This is a genomic window from Gammaproteobacteria bacterium (assembly GCA_029882975.1).
Classification (GTDB): domain Bacteria; phylum Pseudomonadota; class Gammaproteobacteria; order SZUA-152; family SZUA-152; genus JAJDNG01.
Genome location: JAOUJW010000001.1, coordinates 1 through 17,615 on the forward strand (window position 1 = coordinate 1; position 17,615 = coordinate 17,615).

Consider the following 17,615-nt stretch of genomic DNA (forward strand, 5'->3'; position numbering starts at 1 on the left):
AAAGTCTCTGCTGCCAGTGACCCGCGCTACGAAGGACAGGCGCTTGTGAAGTAAATATTTGATTTACCAGGAATTTCTTCGGGCCAAATAACTTGCACCGCTGAGACTGATTGGTTAGACTAGCGCTTCGAATTCTGTGATCCCGGGGGGGATAGGTTGAATTTGATACTGTGTCACTCCTTGTCCACCAAGTGAATGACGCAACTGATTGAAAACCGCGGATTTTTAATCAGCAACCGGATAAAAATAACTGGCAAGACCAACTAATTAGCAAAACTAACGAAGGGAGAAATCCATCATGGCAAGTCTTACACCGATCATTCTTTTTGGCGCTTTGGTTATTGGAGCTATCGTTATGGGTGGCGCAGCAATGGACATGGCCGCTGAAAACCGCAAAAACCAATAATCCACTGACCTAACCAAACCTAAACAAGCACTATAAAACAAAAGTTACTGGTTCGGTATTAACGGTTAGAGTATTTCAGTATTGAAAAAACCCGGTTAATCCGGGTTTTTTTTTAATTTTCATACAAGTTGAAAAAGAGTTATTAGCATGAGCACCGGGGAAAACCGACATCTGGTCAAATTCATTATCACTTCCGCAACCTGTTTTTTCATAGGCACCGTGCACGGGGTCTTACAAGTCATCCGCCCCATACGCGCCTGGCTGGACTCTATTGGCAGTCCCTACGGCGGTCCCGGCCATATGATCGACCCATTGGCCCATGCCCATATTAACGTCGTGGGTGGGGTGGTGATCTTCATTATGGGTGCTTCATATTACTTGCTCCCAAAAATGCTCAACGCGCCCATTTATTCACGCAAATTGGTGAGCCACACCTATTGGTGGACCACTTTGGGGATAACCGGTTTCTACAGTACACTGATGATATTCGGCATTTTGGAAGGCCAAGCTTTACTGGCGGACCCTACGGGCACGGAAGCTGCTGCCATACATCAATATTATGGTCGCACCATCGCCATCGTGGCTACCGTGATGGGTATGGGTTTTTGGATATTCTTTACCAACCTGTTCCTGACCATGAAACACAATCGCGCATGAGTCAGTGCTTTTGTCCGGAAACGACGCCTGATTGGCATGAACAGGATGTAGATCTGAGCGGACATGCGGCGCATATTCTGCCCATTGCTGCTTTTTTGAAAATGCCCTTGTCGTACGGTACTTATTTGCAAAAACAGCAATATCAAATAGAGGAGCTGGAGTTGCAGGAGCCCTGGCCCGGTCTGGTACTGACTCAAACCGGCATGTGGGGCGGCAAAATCGTCCGCCTGCTCACGTCGTCTCAATCCCCTTCCCGCTTTGTCAGCAACCTGGAAAACAACTTTACCGTGCGCGGTTTTCTACACCCCGGCGGTATCGGCACCATTCGTGACAGCATGCGCAAATTGCAAAACAGCTTGTTTGACATGGGGCGGATGCCCGGCGACATTTACCTTTGTCATCTCACCTGCCCGGAATGCGAGCAACGCAAAGGGGGCGACAAAATTCTATTGCTGCGCCGCTGGAAAAGCAGCTCTACGCTGGAGAAGCGCTTAAAAAAATAGCCTAAACACCGTATTGTTTTACCGTTGGGGTGTTGCCCAGCGTTCATTTTGACTATCCTTTTGTGCTATCTATCATTCCCGAATTCGGACGATTAAAAGCACTATGAAAACACTGATCCGCTTTTTTCTCATGAGCAGTTTGCTGCACGGCTTTACTGCCACCGCCATGACCTTTACATTCTCCGAAGCGCAATTGCAAAATCACCTGGCGGCACAAATGCCCATCCAGCGCCAGGAAATGATGCTTACTCTGGTGGTGAGCCGACCTCAATTAAAACTGTTGGCGGAAACCAACCGGATTCAGGTGGATAGCGAGCTGCAGGCCCAAATGTTGGGTTTAAGCGCAACCGGTACAGTTCGGGTGAACGGATCAGTAAGCTACAACCCTACTCAAGGTACGTTTTATTTCAACAATCCTAAAGTCGTTGAAATACAGATCGATCAGCTACCCCATAATCTGCAATCCACGGTAAAAAAACTGACCGAACAAATCATCATAACCAATCTGCGGGAGCAAGCCTTGTTCAAGCTTGATAAGAAAAACACACGGCACAAATTACTGCAATCGACCTTAAAATCCATCCAAATCAAAGACCGGCAATTGGTGATCGTTTTCGACACGGATACAGCCGGGAAAAAAGAATTCGTCAAAAAATAATCCCACAACCCCATCACCTTGAACCCTTGCCCGATTACCCCCATACTTTTACTAAATTATGCAAGCTATCAATCTGGATACCTGGGAACAACATGCCGGTTTAAACCGATTACAAACCCTGTTGTTGTTCGCTTTCATGGCGGGCTTTCTCGGCCTGTTGGGCTGGATATTGTGGGGCTTCAGCGGCATTATCATACTGGGACTATTGGCCCTGCTGTTTTTTAGTCTAAATCCTGCACTACCACCGCAATTGATTATGCGCCTGTACCAGGCAACCCCTATCCGGCCGCAACAAGCCCCAACACTGTATGGCATTACCCGCGAACTGGCACAACGCGCCCAACTACCCGTCTCACCCACGCTGTATTATATTCCCAGCCAAACGGTAAACGCGTTTACCGTGGGCAACCGCAATCAATCCGTGATCGCCATCACGGACGGTTTACTGCGCACCCTGAATACCCGTGAGCAAACCGGTGTACTGGCCCATGAAATCAGCCACATTCGCAATAACGACTTGCGCGTCATGAGCCTGGCGGACACTTTCAGTCGCCTGACGGCATTAATGTCCTTATTAGGGCAGTTCCTACTGTTGATTAACCTGCCCCTGATTCTATTCGGCATGGTCAGTATTAACTGGTTAGCCATAATGGTACTGATCTTCGCTCCCTCCGTCAGCGCTCTGGCGCAACTGGGGCTGTCGCGGGTGCGGGAATACGATGCCGACCTAAATGCTGCCCGACTCAGCGGCGACCCCGAAGGCCTGGCCCGCGCCCTGGAAAAAATCGAAACGACACAGCGTCACTGGCTGCAACGCCTATTCTTACCCAGTCACCAACAAACAGAACCATCCCTGCTGCGCACGCACCCGCCCACCGAAGAACGCATTCGCCGCCTTCTGGCCCTGCAACGCGACCGTTACCGCCCGATTCAACTGGACCCGGAAATCAGCCGGCTCATGGAATTGCTCAATCGTGAGGCTATACGCAGACGGCCGCGACGGCATCCGTTTAGTGGTTTGTGGCATTAAGCAGTTCCATACCCCTGTTTTTGTGTTTTTCCCTTTGGCAATATAAAATGAGGCAAAACTTTGTCTTACAAAGGTCTTGCAAAGAGACTCGCAACGAGTCATCCATAAATATAAAAACGGTAGGTTTTCATGAAGTTAACAGCCTTTCCCATACTCAGCGAATTCGTTTGCTCGGTGATACTTTGCACCACACTAGCCAGCGGTGCAGCATTCAGTGAACCTTTAGAAACCACGACAGCGACAGAAACCGTCAGCCTGCAACAGCTATTCGAGCACTATCAAAAAACGCATCCGGCGTTTACGTCGACGGAACACCGAAACCGCTTAGCCGAAAACTCTCTAAGCTCTATCAAAAGTGGGAACGATTGGAATTTTTCTATAAACAGCCGTTACTTCAAGCGCGAATCCAGCAGGGAGATTTCCAACAGCGCTGGGACGCTTTTAGAAGTGAGCGACTATGAAAACAGTTCACATTCCATAAGACTGCGAAAACGTTTATGGGATCTAGGGGCATCCGTTTCAATTTCCCAATCTTACCGGCGCTATCCAAACAATCTAAGTGAACACGATAATGATCTGAGCATCAATTTTGACATGCCGTTGTGGAGAGGTAGAGGAGGTTTAAATTACAAATCTTCCTACGACTCAATGGAGCTATCCGCTAAATCCACGTCGCTTTCTGTTGAAGACCAACGCGAGTCCTTGCTTGGCTCTCTTGGGGCGCGCTTTGTCCGATGGTCCCACGCTGAAGAACTTCATCAAATCCGAAAACAACATTTAGAACAACTTAACCAGTTAAAATCGCGAGCCAATCGAGAGATTTCACAAAGAGAGCAATTGTATTTTAAACATGCTATTCAAACCAACAATCAAGAATTAGCATTAACCCACACCAGACTAAACTCCATAAAAGAGGCATTATCCCAATACGCACAAATGCCAAACATAAGCTCAGCAAGCCCCAGCTATGATTTGTATGAAATAAAAACTCTTCCTGATGTTGCGAATAAAAACGCTATTCATAACACTAGAATCGTACAAATTGTAGATATACAAGGCAAGATTCTGCAAAACAGAATTAAAGTAGCAACTGATGATTTGAATCCTTTTTTAAGCTTATCCCTAAGTCAAACCTACTCTGGTTCTGATTCTGAGTTTGATCAGTCCTACGACTTCGATAGTGAGTCATATAGCCTTATGCTCAGACTAAATAGACCCATAGAAAACAATTCCGCCAAAACTCGACTGGAAAGTGTAAAAATACAACAACAAATGCAAAAAGATGGGGAACAAAACTTAGAATTAAACCTTACTGCTGGGTTACTCGATTTGACCGGACAACTAAAAGGCCTTTCCACTGCAATGTCTTCCAAAAACCAAGAACTGAATACGGCTAGCGAGTTAATGGAAAATGAAATTTCACTATTTATCAAAAACAAACTTGATATAAGTATTGTCTTAAGCACCTTGAACCGTTTCATCGAAAGTAAACTGGAATATGCCGATATGGCCACTGAATACCAAACTCGCTATCTGAGTTACCAAACACTTACAGATCAACTGTGGCAACCAAACAAGAAACCCGAGTAAAATCGAGTTTCGTTCGAGTGGGTACAGCGCTCTTTTAAAGAACCGTGCCTACCCTGCCACTCTCTCCAACAACGAACCCTGCAAAGGAGATGTCATGGTAAAAGTGTTAATATTGCTTCTACTGGCCAATCTTGCCTTGGCTTCCAATGCGCTGGCTTATACGTTCAAATTTACCGAAGCCGAATTGCAAGAGAAAGTGAGCGCCATGATGCCGCTGACGCGGAAGAAATTCATGGTGACGGTGGTGGTTAGCAATCCTAAATTGCAATTACCCACAACCGGTAATCTCATACAAGTCACCGTTGATTTACAAGCCACCATTCCCGGCGGCTTAAAAGCCAATGGCACGGCGCAAGTGAGTGGTACCATCAATTACAATCGAGAGAAAGGGTCGTTTCACCTGAAAAACCCCGAAATCCAACAACTGGACATACATGGGCTACCGCAAAAGATGCACGGCACCGTGAAGAATCTGGCACAAAACGGCCTGATTCGCACCATGCATAAAAAACCCCTATACACCCTCAAAGACGATAAGCTCAAACACAAAATGGCCAAAGCTACCTTGAAGTCGGTCTCTGTTAAAGACGGCGTCTTGCATGTGGAAATGGGTTGGTAACTCGTTTGTGGCTTGTAGATACCATCTTCCTCACTCAATCACAAACCCTCTAGCGGGGGCTTGTGATTGAGTGAGGAAGATGGTATCTACCCCCCGAACGGCATGATTGCCATTTTTCATCATAATCTATCCTCACACTATCAGCTTGTACACGCCTTGCCTCCATGTTTCTTGTGTTTAATTAGAATCAAGCAACACGCTAACCCATTTTATTTAACTCAGGAGATAGGACCATGAACTTACGAACTGTAAAAATTTTGAAAGCCGCCGGTTTTACGATTTTACCTTTGGCTTTGGCCGTGGGCTGTACCAGCAATGGTGTTAAAACTACTTCGATTGAAACCGTGGAAAAGGAAGTCGTCGTTGAAAAATCCCTGGACGATATGTTCAAGGACATTAGCGACAATTTGATCAGCGAATCCATGAACAGCGAAAGTGTTACTGTGGAAAACCAAATCAAAGCTGAAGAAATCGCTTCCAGTGAAGCAGCTATGGAGCCTTCTGCCTTAGAAGATACATTGACCCATACAGACACCAATACGGCGGCGGTGGAGACCGAATCCGACGGTTTTATGCAGGTCAATCTGTCAGAACCGGATACCGGTCTGATGAGTCTGCCTGAAAAAACGCTGTTTAACTTTGGCGCCAATCAGTCTCAAATCTCCGAAACGGATATTGAGATCCTGCAACAGCATGCAGCATATTTGATGACCAATCCCGGTAAGCGTCTGGTAGTTGAAGCTCATTCCGACGCTCAAGGTTCTGCTGCTTACAACTACAAGCTCAGTGGCAAACGTGCCGAGTACATCGTCAATATTTTGGTAACCCATGGTGTGCCTAGTGATTTAATCAAGGTGAACAACTATGGTGAATCTTTCCCGCTGCACGATGAGAAAAACTGGGATGAGAACCGCCGTGTAGAGATCAAATACGAAAACACGGACAGTGCTGACGACTTACTGGTCAGCGCTGAATAATCCCCCTCTTGCTTGCCCTCCTGTTATGCCTGCTCCCGGTCCCGGTTGCAGGCATTTTTTTAACACCCAATCTCCACTACATGGCAGCACGAGTATATACAACGTAAAACGGGTGACTTGCACAGTACAAGCCACCCGCCCACAAAAATCCCAAGCGTCAGCTATCGATCGCTTATGGTCAGCCGCTTCATAAAGGACTGCAATTTTTCTTCCGCTGCCTGTTGTTCGATTTTGCCGTCTATGGAATAGGAAACGGAGAACAAGGCCGGTTGGTTCACACGCTCATCACTCGGCACCTTACGCGCATACAAAGCACTGATGCTGGTGGAGCGGTTTTTGAAAAAGGATTCCCCATTATAGGGAAATTCCTCATTCGCCAGTTTCTTCCAACGGCTTTTATCCGAATCATTCATCTGGTCGCTGGGTTTGATATTCATGGTAACATCAAAATAGCGACCACTATTAATCTCCTCACCAACTGCCACTCGGGTGATCCCCCAGTCCACCTTATCGCCCTGTTTTAAATAAGACATATTGAGGAAAATGTCACTCTTATCCGTAATATTCATAAGTTCGGCATCATAGCTGAACGACACACTGTCGGATTTAAACTCCACTACTTGCCCTGCCTTATATTTCAAAACTACAGTATTGAATGCTTCCGGTAACAGATCTTTGCGTGCCAGGAACTGATCCCATTCAGACAAGCTACCGTAATAAGACAAATACAGAAAATCCGACAACACTTTCATATCATCCGCATGAGCTAAAATCTGTGAAGTAGCGGAACGCCGTAACATGGAAACATTGCCGTTAGGAGTTGGCAGGGACATCATCACAATAGATGAGTCATCGTACGGAATATCCCACACCCTGTAAAACCATTTGCGCTTGTAACGATCTTGATAAATCTCATCTACCCGAGGTCCGCCCATGGACAGGATACGAATACTTTCGCCACCCACATTTCGCGTAAACGGTATGGCCTTGAGAACCAGGTCCAATAAGGTTTTTCCGTCTTTCAAAAATGTGGAGCTTTGCAGATCGTCGGGTTTTCGGATTTGCATCATCACGGTACTGCGCAAATTGCCAATTTTCAAGTAACCATTACTACCCAGATCTGACTTGCGTATATCTGTGGGCAAATACGGCGCCCATGTACGATCACCCTTTTGCCATACTAAGTGGGGAAACTCAGCCGCATAAGTACGATGCAACAAATCGCGGGACCCCTCACCATTGGGAAAAATATCTTTGGCATTTTCTGCCAGCATTTTTTTAGACAAACTCAAGGTAAATTCATTGTTCGCCTTTATCAAACGCTTACTGAGTTCGGCGAAGCTCAGAGGCAACTTGTCCTTAAAAGTAAATCGCTCAGTATAGGAGTAATCCATATTGTCGATACCATAACGAAAAAGTGCGTTGTCGGTAGCCAGGTTCTTTGGAGCCGCGGACACCAACTTAATGGGAAGAGCATAATTCAGGTTTTCGTTTTCGGATTTGCGCAATACAATTCCCACAACTTGACCTTTGCTATCCAACAAGGGGCCACCACTGTTGCCGGGAGAGGCCGCGGCGGAAAAGCGCATCCAATTCCATTCGCCCGACTCCTGTTCCGGGGTATTGGACGTGTACAAACCGTCTCGAATGACAACCCCTTCTCCCAATGCATTTCCCACAGAATATACCGCTTCGTTCAAATCCAGCTTCTTGTTTAACTTAAGAAACTTCTTAACCTTGTGAGATTTCAAGGAAAAAACAATAAAGTCTTTTTTTCCGGAATATTTGCTTACTGTGCCCACTTCATAGACCTTACCTTTAGTGTCGCGCAGATAGTAGCCTTCATATTGGCTGTCTCGGCTTAACATGAATACATGAGCGGCAGTTACAAATGTATTTTTACCGATAGCAAACGCTGTACCTATGGACCAGTATTTATCATTGCGAATATGAAAGGGAATACGATCCATCGGCAATGGCTTTTCATATTCCAATGCCCCTTCACCCACTTTTTTCACAACCACTTCAAAAGTAGAAGCGTACACCGTATCCAAGATTTTTTTGGGAAGTGATTTAGCAGCACTGATGGGGGCCCAGAGCAGGAAACTGAGAGTAAGAATAATAGAGGGATGACGCAACATTGTTAACATATACTTTCCCCGGGTTCGGCCATGCCATTGCCAATCGGCAAGAACACAACATGTTGAAATAGTTAATCTTTTCTTGAGCCGTGAGTCGTTCGGAAAGTTGGCTCTAAATGTATGTCGGACTTGAAAAGTGAATCTTTAGTAACCCGGTCGAATTACAGGGATTTAGTGGAGGGAGCTATTTAGGTACTAGAGGAAAACTCAACACAGTTTTTTGTTTTCTATCGTCTAACTCAACCAGCAACACGTCTGTTTGAGGATCGTTAACTCGAACGGCACGGCGATACACACCGGAATGTCCATCCTGGATACTTTGGCGCCATTCGCCAAGACCTTTCATTTTTACAGATACAATATAGTCCTTGGCTGGAATCCGATTTTTCTTAGTGGCCACCACAATAAATTCATTCATACCTACACGCGGTGCACCCGGGCGGATTTCCACCAGTACGTCCACATCCTCATGAGTTTGTGGCCCAAGAATATAGGCCTTTTCCCCACTGCAGGCTGATAGCAGTATTAGAAACAAAATCAATTTGAGATTACGATTTATCATAAGTCTGGTGCCAATGGTTTGTGGATCGTTAATCCTGCTCGGAACGGTGTTTGGATTGTTTGCCATGTTTTTGCAAATACTCCACTAATAGGGACAACTCTACATTACTCAGTTGTTGCACGCCTTTGCTTTTCATGCGCATTTGCATCCTTTGGAGTATTGCGGGCCACAACCGAGCGCTGTGTTTACCCGGGGCCGGAGCAGCATGACAAGTAGAACATTTTTCAAGATACAAAAGCGCTGAACTGGATTCAGGTTCGGGCAGCTCTAGTGATGTTTTCTGATCCCGCGACTCACCACAAGATCCCATGACTATCGCCAGCACCCCTAACAGCAGTCTCCCCTGTATCCCTGATGTTTTGGGAACCTGAGATTCCCCTTCTTCAAGCCCGTTTGTCATCCTCATGGGTGCTGTCCGTATTAGTAATGTCATTATGGGGGGAATCATTAGTAGAAGTCGGCTCTTCTATGCCGTCCACACTAGGGCTGTAATGATTAACCATAAGATAAACAAAACCACCGAATACAGCGATATACAAAATCGCCGCGCCAAAGCCCCAATCTATCCATTCACGTTCATAACCGGGCCGATCACCCCAGAATGGAAAACTCAAACCCACTGCTACCAACAAAACAGCAACAACCACTGCGAGAAACCACTTCGGTACTCCTTTTTGTGATTGCGGAATTTTTTCCACTAGTTCCCAGTCTTCTAATCCGCGCTTGGCCCTGCGTTCTTCATCAGAAGCATAACCAAAGTTGTCCTTGGGTATTTCACCCCAATTTTTTTCTTTGATGCCCTCAATGGGGGTTTCTGTTTTGTTTGTGCTCATAATTACGTTCTGCCTACAAAGTGTTGCACTCGGTACCGCGCCTGCCAACCATCCGTTGATTGCACCCGTACAAAAAAACTGTGCAAACCCTGAGGCATAGCAGCGGAAATCCGCAATTCCAGATCGATACGCCCCGCCGCGGTAAATTCCACGCTGGGTTTGGTAATACTATATGCATCCCTATCCAAGCCTTCTATGCTAACAGATAGACGGGCATTTTCGTATCGCTTGTTAAAAACCGCCACCCGATAGTCACGAATGGCACTACCATGATTCTGGTCAGCCCGGTACACGGATAAGTGATAGGGTTCATAGGAGTACAAACCCCAAACGAACATCAATAAACCTAAGGTCGTAAAAGGTAATGTCCAACGCACTCGCGTGGATAATCCGGCCAGTCGTGTACTTACATTGGCCATTTTATCGGGGTTGGTTTGTCCGATTTTGAAACTTAACAGAGCCGGTTTGGACTTTTTGGCTTGCAATCGTGCACAAGCAGTTATGCACTCACCACAGTTGACACAGCTGTCATAGACATTGGTTTGCTTGGGGTCCAGTTCCAAAAAACAGGCCGTGGTGCAAAAATTACACTTTTTGCATTCTGTGGAGCGTGTTTCATCGTAGTGTATATGCAAGGTCTGCTGCGTCTTGAAACCGTGCTGCCAAACTTTGTAAATACACATAAATCGACACCAAAAATGGCGAATAAAAGCCACATCCAACAATACCAGCAGCACAAAAATTATATATATATAATGTAGAGATGCGGCCAAACCCGCGTTATCCTGTACAGTGATAAAAGCCCAGATTATTTGAGGCGGATAAAAATAAAGTAAGGGTATAAGCGCAAAAAACGCGGAAACCAACAACATCATACCGGATAAAACACCCCAGTTTAGCCAACGGTTTTTACGCGAGGCCAGTGCCATTTTCCGCCCCTCTAAACTGATTTCAGCCCGTTTCCCCAAGAGCTTTTTGGTCATGGCGTTGGCCCATTCCGACAAACTGTTTTGAGGACAGGACCACCCACAGAACGCCGTACCTAGGGTGGAATACACCAATACCAAGGCGCTGGCCAATAAAATCCACATACCAAAAATAAGGAAAAAATCGGACCACCAGATTTGACGTCCCAAGATCACAAATGCCCCGGCAATAGGGTCGATGCGCAACAATCCCGTGAGAGGCACCAAAACCAGCAGAGTGACGGTCAGTATTTGCACCGCCCGCCGTTGCCAATGCAGGCGATTGACAGGGCCCGGCACCACCGTAATGGGAATATCTTTTAACGAATCCTGGTTATTCATTGTGCAATCATATCACAGCAGCCCTAGAAGCCATAAGCCGTGTTTTTGATAAATAGTATTAAAATCCTCACCTTAAAATTTGCCCAACTGAGTATCAAATGGATTAATTCGCTTCAAATCCAGTAACATTTTATTTGCAACCGGAGTATTACCGGCAGCGTGTTCCAGTTGCCACAATTGTTTCAGGGCTCCAATATGGTCGGGCCGAATTTTTAGCACAGACTGCAATAACTGCCGTTTTTCCACTTCCACAACTTGCTGCGCATTGGCCATCACACCATCGGCGATGGCGTAAGCAACCCAACGATCTTTGGGGTTGGCTTGATAGGCAAATTTCAATAACCGTTGTTGCTCCGCTCCTCCAGTCAACTGAGCCAACCAGCTTCGCTGTGACAGCTCGGTGGCCGCATACGCCCGTTCAAAAGCTTCAAGTTGTGCCCGAGGTATTTGTAATTGTGCTTGAGCCTGTTGCATATTTGGGCGCACGGACAACAGATAGCGTAACAACTCTGCCAGGTCCAACTGACCGTTATATCGCGCCTGGGGTAATTTGAATTCGATCTGTGGCGCCCACTCGTCCTGGGTCACCCCCTCAGTCAAAGCCAATGGCCCCCAATAACGTCCCAGCCAGGTCCAAACCCCCTCACCGCCACTGACCTGATACTGCTGTTGCTCTGAGAGTCTTGCCATATTGTTCAAGGCCTCTAGTGCATTCACAGGCCCGTCCTGCCGTCCCACCAACGCCACCCGGAATCCATCCGCGAACAAAACCGCTTGTGGAAACACTTTCTGAAAACTGCGTAGAACAATCTCCAATGACTCTTTGTCAAACTGATTCAGCGCCAACCATTGAACAAACAAACCCTTTTCAGCTAAACGCTGCTTTGCCCTTTGGAACTGCTGCACAGACAGTAGGGCACTGCGTCCTACTAAGTCGGGATGAAACAAATCACCGATTATGACATCATAATTTTGCCGGCTCCCCATGAGAAAACGTCGTGCGTCATCACGCACCACATTCATGTACACAGAAACATCACCATTAACCGGTGCAAACCAAGAGGCCGCAGCTTCAATAGCACCTTGTGACAGTTCCACCGCAGTACGTTGTAAATCGGGATAGGCAAGAGAACCGGCAGCAGATATGCCTGTCCCCAAACCCAGAAACAAAACGGATTTAGGATAGTGGTGCAGTAATAGTGGTAAGCGCGTTTGGTTTTTCTGCACTTCCACTGCAGTCGGGTCTGAGGAAGCATCCATTCGTTGCAAATCCGCCAACAACAGTCTTTCACCACTTTCGCGTTCAACCACGTGGGTAATGTTCACGGCATCTTCCCGATAAGCCAGATCCCGACTATGAGCGTAAGCCTGCGGTAACAGCATACTGACAGAAGGCATATTCCAAATGGGTATAGCCAGTAAAACAAACAAAGGCAAAGCCAACCATGCCCGCCGATTCTCACTCCAACGTAAGCCCAAAGCCAACATCATCAGGCTTGCAATAACAACGGCAGCGCTGCTGCCAACGGTCGGGGTTAGAACAAACGCGGCTAATAACCCTCCCACGGCTCCACCGACTGCATTAGCGCCGTACAGCATGGAACCGGCAGTACTATTACTGCGCAATTTCCTTGTCAACCAGGGAAGCCAAGCTCCCAAACACAAGGTCACCGGCAAAGTAAGTAGAACCACTGCCGTACCCTGTTGCAAGATAGCCAGCGGTAAAGACTCGGCTTCAAGCACTGCCATTTTGTTTAGTAACCAGGGCGTTAACCACAATCCCGCCAAACCGAATGAGCATACCAACAATGGTAAGGCAGTCCCGATGATATGGTGTTGCAACCGATGAGTAATCAAACTGCCCAATGCCATTCCCAGCAAAAACACAGCTAATATCAACGCCAATACATATTCGGTTCGTAGCAACAACATTCCGAATAAACGTGTCCACGCCACTTCTAAAATGATGGCTGCCGCCCCAATTCCGGCGTAGGTAATCAAGGAAGCCACATCAAAACCAGGTACAGTGGCTTGCTCCACCGGCGCACTCTGGTTAACCGGGGACTTGCTATACAGTAACCACGCACATAAGGCGACGACCGCACCGCAAATGGCCACAAACCTCATGGCGTCCACCCAACCCAGGGTTGGTAACAATAGCAAGGGAAGTAGCGCCCCCAGCGCGGCCCCCAGAGTGTTTATCCCATACACCTTTCCGACGTGATTTACCCCAACCACCCGAAGCACCATAGGGAAACCCGCGCCCATTAAAAACGCCGGGATAAACAATATAACCGCCACGGCCATAAACTGCAGTGCGTACCAGGTACCCAGATCGGTGACCTGAGCTAACAGAGCCAGCGCCGGTTCCAACTGCTGCAAAAGCCACGGCGTCAGCAAGGCCATAATGGCGACACCCAATTCAAATAACGCAAAAAATTTCAACGGGCTGCCCAAGCGACGAAACCACCGTGCCCCGACCAAACTACCCAAACCCAAGCCCAACATAAAAGTGCTAACGGTGATTGCCACTCCAAAAATGCTCACCCCGAACTGAAGGGACAGCATTCTTGCCCACAATACTTCGTAGGCCAGGCTGGTTAACCCGGAAATAAAATAGAGTAAAAAGAGACTACGACGAAAAAATAACGCTGAATGGGAAGAGAAGCTTTCCTGAATCTGTGACACCACCGGCAACGACCAACTCAGAAACCCGGCCGCAGTAACCAGCCTGAAATTAGATTGTTACGCATCATGAGCCTGTACCTGTTCAAAACGGATAAAACCACACCACACCCGCCACAGCATGAGCCAATGCCAGAGTCATACTGAGTCCGGCGCAGACCATGTGGGCGACGAAAACAGGTTTGCCGTATACTCCCATAGCGATACCCAGGGCGCCGGTCGCTAACAACAGTAGCAGCAAGGGTACCCCCATAAAAAACATTACCTGACGTTTACGTTGGTCGCTAACCGCTACAATCTCACTGAGTTCATCCTGATTTTCTGTAAACCCTCGTAACACATGGGCGTTTTCAGATGGAGCGGTAGCCCCCATCCCCGCCTCAGGTTCTGCGAATGTGCACAGCGGGAATATAAGCAAACCAATTAATAATGTAACTATTTTCATTACAAAATCATGTTCCAAAAAAGGTTTACGAACTTCGCCTTGGTTCGGTTATGTAAAAGCAAAGTTACTTACTGTTTTTCCTATTGAGGATCCGCATCCACTACGGAGTTGTCATCTGATGGGGGCGTGTTGCCAGGCTTCTTAAAAGCGAAATACCAATACAAAATCGCCATCAGGACAAAGGGGAACAATATAATGAGCAACAAAAAGATGAAAATCATCCAAGGCGTATCAATGCTCACATGTAAATAACGATAACTATCGGCCAAACAGGGCGTAGCAAGCAGCAATGCCCAAGCAAAAAATGCGATTCGAGAATATAGTCTGATCATAATCTGTACCTGTGTTGTTCTTTGTACTGCGACTTATCCTAGTACGCCCGTTTATTTCTCACCTATCGTATCACTGTTCTTTGCACATCGAAATCCAAAAAAATCCGATGCGTAATACGGTAGGGAAAAATTTCGATGATAAGCAGCCGTGGCAAACGGATCACTTTTCCATGAGCCTCCACGACGCACTTTGTATACACCTTTTTCAACGGGCACCAAATCAGCCACTTTCAGCGCTCGGTCTTGAGCCGTTTGAGCCACAACCACTTTCGGTTTAAACAAATCACCGGGAGCATCGGAGCCGGAGTAAGGCTTAAAGTCACTGCCGGTCCATTCACTCACATTACCTGCCATATCGAATACACCGTATGGGCTGACAGCTTGAGTGTACTTATCCACGACAGTGGTAGCACCCACGTTGTAGTAGGTGTTTAATTTCGTTGGATCCATTTCGTTGCCCCATGGCCAGCGAACCCCAGTTTCACCGCGCGCGGCTTTTTCCCATTCTGCTTCGGTGGGTAAACGTTTACCCATAAACTCACAATAATTTCTCGCATCATACCAGGACACCATAGTTACAGGGTGTAAAACTTTTTGATCCGGAATTCGTCCCTGCTTCCAGTCCGATGGTGGCCGATAGTTGGTTTTTGCCACGAATCGGGCATATTGTGCGTACGTCACCGGATATTTATCAATATAATAAGCATCCGTCCAAACCTTGTGTTGAGGTTTGTTTTGCGGGTCGGCACGTTCACTGTCCGTCCCCATGGAAAAGTAGCCTGCTGGAATTTTGACTTGTGAATCCACATCCTGCCATTTTTCCGATGTTAGCAAGGTGCTAATTTCAGTTTCTGCGTAAGTAATTTGAGCTTCTTTCTGAAGCTCGTGTTGCTTATGTAACTCTATATCTTCACCTGCGGCACGTATATGTTTGTCTACATCCTTTAAATCGTAGCCTGCTTTGGAACGCATATCTGCCATGCGGTTAGAACCCAGTTTTACAACATGAATAGTCCCAAATACCATGGCTAAGGCTATACAAGTAATCAGGGTGGCTCCCAAAAAGAACTTACGTTTTTGTTGTTCTTCCGGTGTTAGTGCAAAACTACGTTGGCCACGCTGGTTCACTGGTTTCACCCTTTAGCGCCAGAATCGTGATTCTGTAATTCGTCCACGTTGGATCCCGCTTCCGGTTGATTTTGACCTGGCTGGATTAATTTACGTTTAGCATCTTCTGGGGAAGTTCGCCCATAGATACGTTTGATCCAAATTTCTCCCAATACACCACCAATTGCAGCACATTCCACAGCCAAAATCACATAAAACAACCACCAACCCACAGGCATTAACTCTGCCCCCTGTGGTATTCCTATCAGGTATTGAGTCTCAAAATACGCCACGGACCTAACAATAAATGGAGGGAAATAACACAACCATTTACCACCGAGACCGAAGATGGCTGAGACCGAAATCCCCACCACAACAGGCCAAATAAATAATTGCAGGAACCATAAGAAATTAAAGGTTTGCAGCCCCCAAAACAACTCAATACGAACCCCAATTACACGGTCTCCCAGGTAGTTCACCAGGCATCCCACGATAATTGCCAAAGTACCGGCCCAAAAACGTTGTCTATTCATGGTTGATACGGTGTTCCTGTGAGTTTTTCATGTTCTGATTTCCTGGCTTGTTCCAGATACCAATCTTCGACCTTAAGGCTATCCATATACATTGCCAGCAAACGACGATCGCTTTCATCTAGCCCCGCATAGGAAGGCATTTGAAATTCTTTTTTAAGTCGTGACGGGAGTACCGCTTGCGGATTTTCAGCAGAAAAATATTTATAAAACCAGGATTCCTCGCGAATGGAGCCGATACCATCCAATGCAGGTGCCGGTACCGATTGCATGATGTTTTTTAAGCCACCGTAAGCATGACAACGTCGACAATCCAGTTTTCGCATGAGCAATAAAGCTTGCGATTCTTGTTCCTTGGCGGCTGTCGAATAAAATGGTATACCTCTATCCGGTTGCGTATCCTTGGACATGGACAGAGTTTTTAAGCCTGCCCCAATTAATACCGACACGCCAATCACGGCCAGTATAATAACCTCACCCCTCTTCATACCGCTTCACCTTGATTAGGACGCCTTTTTCTTTTCTTGACGTTCTTTTTCCAGATATTCCTGCCGCAAATCTTCTTGTTCCTTATTTACCTGCATAGCTTTTTCATAATCTTCCTTGGACATTTTGTCTTTGTCAGATTCATCAAATACGACATATTTAATATCTTCATCAAACTGATCATTTTTTGCAGCCCAACGGATAGCAATGATAGCAGCAACAATTATACCTACACCGGCAACCAACCATAAATAAATGGTCCAACCGTCTTCAAGTGAATTCAAGAATTCCATACCTAACTCCCACAATCGCACGTATGTGCGTTAGAAACCTAAAACAAAAACCCATGCATCATTTGCGCAGCACCAAAGACGATGGCCACCAAAACCCCAAACATAATCCAGGCAAACATCCATTTTTCACCGGTTTTTAATTTGGCTCCACCTTCCTTTTTTCCATTGTCCTTGAACATAAACATCAAGGTGATTCCAACAAAAACCAGAATAGCAACAATAAGAAAGTAGAAAATTCCCACGCTGAACTGCTGTGAGCTCATACTCTCGATACTCATATCGATACCGAACGGCCGGGCTTTCTCTTCTGTACCAAGCAACGGGATTAAAAACTGTGCAGCCTGCTCCAACATAATAAACCTATTAAATTTCCGGTCAAATCACTGCAGATTATATCATTATTATCCAGAACGGGGACGAAAAAACTCATACCAAAGCGGTTAGTTCTACAGCA

At 46.5% G+C, this 17,615-nt stretch carries 20 protein-coding genes; 7 read left to right on the forward strand and 13 right to left on the reverse strand.

Going from position 1 to position 17,615, the window contains the following annotated elements; genetic code table 11:
* The first annotated feature begins 553 nt into the window (after window positions 1–553).
* From OEY58_00005 to OEY58_00035, 7 genes are all read left to right on the forward strand, one after another.
* Window positions 554–1,063, forward strand: coding sequence for a cbb3-type cytochrome c oxidase subunit I (locus tag OEY58_00005; GenBank protein ID MDH5323821.1), 510 nt, complete (start codon window positions 554–556; stop codon window positions 1,061–1,063).
* Complete coding sequence (locus OEY58_00010; GenBank protein ID MDH5323822.1) at window positions 1,060–1,566, forward strand: hypothetical protein; 507 nt, start codon at window positions 1,060–1,062, stop codon at window positions 1,564–1,566. Before OEY58_00005 ends, OEY58_00010 begins: the two co-directional genes overlap by 4 nt.
* A 103-nt stretch (window positions 1,567–1,669) precedes the next feature.
* Complete coding sequence (locus OEY58_00015; protein ID MDH5323823.1) at window positions 1,670–2,224, forward strand: DUF1439 domain-containing protein; 555 nt, start codon at window positions 1,670–1,672, stop codon at window positions 2,222–2,224.
* A gap of 58 nt (window positions 2,225–2,282) precedes the next feature.
* Window positions 2,283–3,254, forward strand: coding sequence for a zinc metalloprotease HtpX (locus tag OEY58_00020; protein MDH5323824.1), 972 nt, complete (start codon window positions 2,283–2,285; stop codon window positions 3,252–3,254).
* A gap of 129 nt (window positions 3,255–3,383) precedes the next feature.
* Window positions 3,384–4,844: a TolC family protein gene (locus OEY58_00025; protein MDH5323825.1), complete on the forward strand. Its 1,461-nt coding sequence runs from the start codon at window positions 3,384–3,386 to the stop codon at window positions 4,842–4,844.
* A 94-nt stretch (window positions 4,845–4,938) separates the two neighbouring features.
* Window positions 4,939–5,463, forward strand: a complete 525-nt coding sequence (locus OEY58_00030; protein MDH5323826.1) for a DUF1439 domain-containing protein — start codon at window positions 4,939–4,941, stop codon at window positions 5,461–5,463.
* A gap of 233 nt (window positions 5,464–5,696) precedes the next feature.
* Window positions 5,697–6,440, forward strand: a complete 744-nt coding sequence (locus OEY58_00035) for an OmpA family protein (protein ID MDH5323827.1) — start codon at window positions 5,697–5,699, stop codon at window positions 6,438–6,440.
* Between the two features lie 161 nt (window positions 6,441–6,601).
* Here the strand turns inward: OEY58_00035 and OEY58_00040 are convergent, their stop codons facing one another.
* The 13 genes from OEY58_00040 to OEY58_00100 all read right to left on the reverse strand — a co-directional run bounded on the left by OEY58_00040 (window position 6,602) and on the right by OEY58_00100 (window position 17,514).
* Window positions 6,602–8,590 (reverse strand): serine protease, encoded by a 1,989-nt coding sequence (locus OEY58_00040; protein ID MDH5323828.1) that lies wholly within the window; start codon window positions 8,588–8,590, stop codon window positions 6,602–6,604.
* Window positions 8,591–8,765: 175 nt separating this feature from the next.
* Complete coding sequence (locus tag OEY58_00045; GenBank protein ID MDH5323829.1) at window positions 8,766–9,209, reverse strand: hypothetical protein; 444 nt, start codon at window positions 9,207–9,209, stop codon at window positions 8,766–8,768.
* Window positions 9,172–9,543 carry a cytochrome c gene (locus tag OEY58_00050; GenBank protein MDH5323830.1) on the reverse strand — a complete coding sequence of 124 codons (372 nt, stop codon included), beginning with the start codon at window positions 9,541–9,543 and terminating at the stop codon, window positions 9,172–9,174. The genes OEY58_00045 and OEY58_00050 overlap by 38 nt, the downstream gene beginning before the upstream one ends.
* Entirely contained in the window at window positions 9,527–9,976 is a 450-nt protein-coding gene (locus OEY58_00055; protein MDH5323831.1) for a hypothetical protein, read from the reverse strand. The genes OEY58_00050 and OEY58_00055 overlap by 17 nt, the downstream gene beginning before the upstream one ends.
* Window positions 9,977–9,978: 2 nt before the next feature.
* Entirely contained in the window at window positions 9,979–11,283 is a 1,305-nt protein-coding gene (locus OEY58_00060) for a 4Fe-4S binding protein (GenBank protein MDH5323832.1), read from the reverse strand.
* A 72-nt stretch (window positions 11,284–11,355) separates the two neighbouring features.
* Window positions 11,356–13,815, reverse strand: a complete 2,460-nt coding sequence (locus OEY58_00065) for a fused MFS/spermidine synthase (protein MDH5323833.1) — start codon at window positions 13,813–13,815, stop codon at window positions 11,356–11,358.
* Between the two features lie 238 nt (window positions 13,816–14,053).
* Window positions 14,054–14,413 carry a hypothetical protein gene (locus OEY58_00070; GenBank protein MDH5323834.1) on the reverse strand — a complete coding sequence of 120 codons (360 nt, stop codon included), beginning with the start codon at window positions 14,411–14,413 and terminating at the stop codon, window positions 14,054–14,056.
* Between the two features lie 80 nt (window positions 14,414–14,493).
* On the reverse strand, window positions 14,494–14,745 hold the full coding sequence (locus OEY58_00075; GenBank protein ID MDH5323835.1) for a hypothetical protein: 252 nt from the start codon (window positions 14,743–14,745) through the stop codon (window positions 14,494–14,496).
* Window positions 14,746–14,796: 51 nt separating this feature from the next.
* A complete protein-coding gene (locus OEY58_00080) occupies window positions 14,797–15,873 on the reverse strand; it encodes a formylglycine-generating enzyme family protein (GenBank protein MDH5323836.1) in 1,077 nt (358 codons plus the stop codon).
* A 5-nt stretch (window positions 15,874–15,878) separates the two neighbouring features.
* Entirely contained in the window at window positions 15,879–16,385 is a 507-nt protein-coding gene (locus OEY58_00085; protein MDH5323837.1) for a hypothetical protein, read from the reverse strand.
* Complete coding sequence (locus tag OEY58_00090) at window positions 16,382–16,870, reverse strand: cytochrome c (protein ID MDH5323838.1); 489 nt, start codon at window positions 16,868–16,870, stop codon at window positions 16,382–16,384. The genes OEY58_00085 and OEY58_00090 overlap by 4 nt, the downstream gene beginning before the upstream one ends.
* Before the next feature lie 15 nt (window positions 16,871–16,885).
* Complete coding sequence (locus tag OEY58_00095) at window positions 16,886–17,161, reverse strand: hypothetical protein (protein MDH5323839.1); 276 nt, start codon at window positions 17,159–17,161, stop codon at window positions 16,886–16,888.
* Between the two features lie 38 nt (window positions 17,162–17,199).
* Window positions 17,200–17,514, reverse strand: coding sequence for a hypothetical protein (locus OEY58_00100; GenBank protein MDH5323840.1), 315 nt, complete (start codon window positions 17,512–17,514; stop codon window positions 17,200–17,202).
* Window positions 17,515–17,615 lie beyond the last annotated feature (101 nt).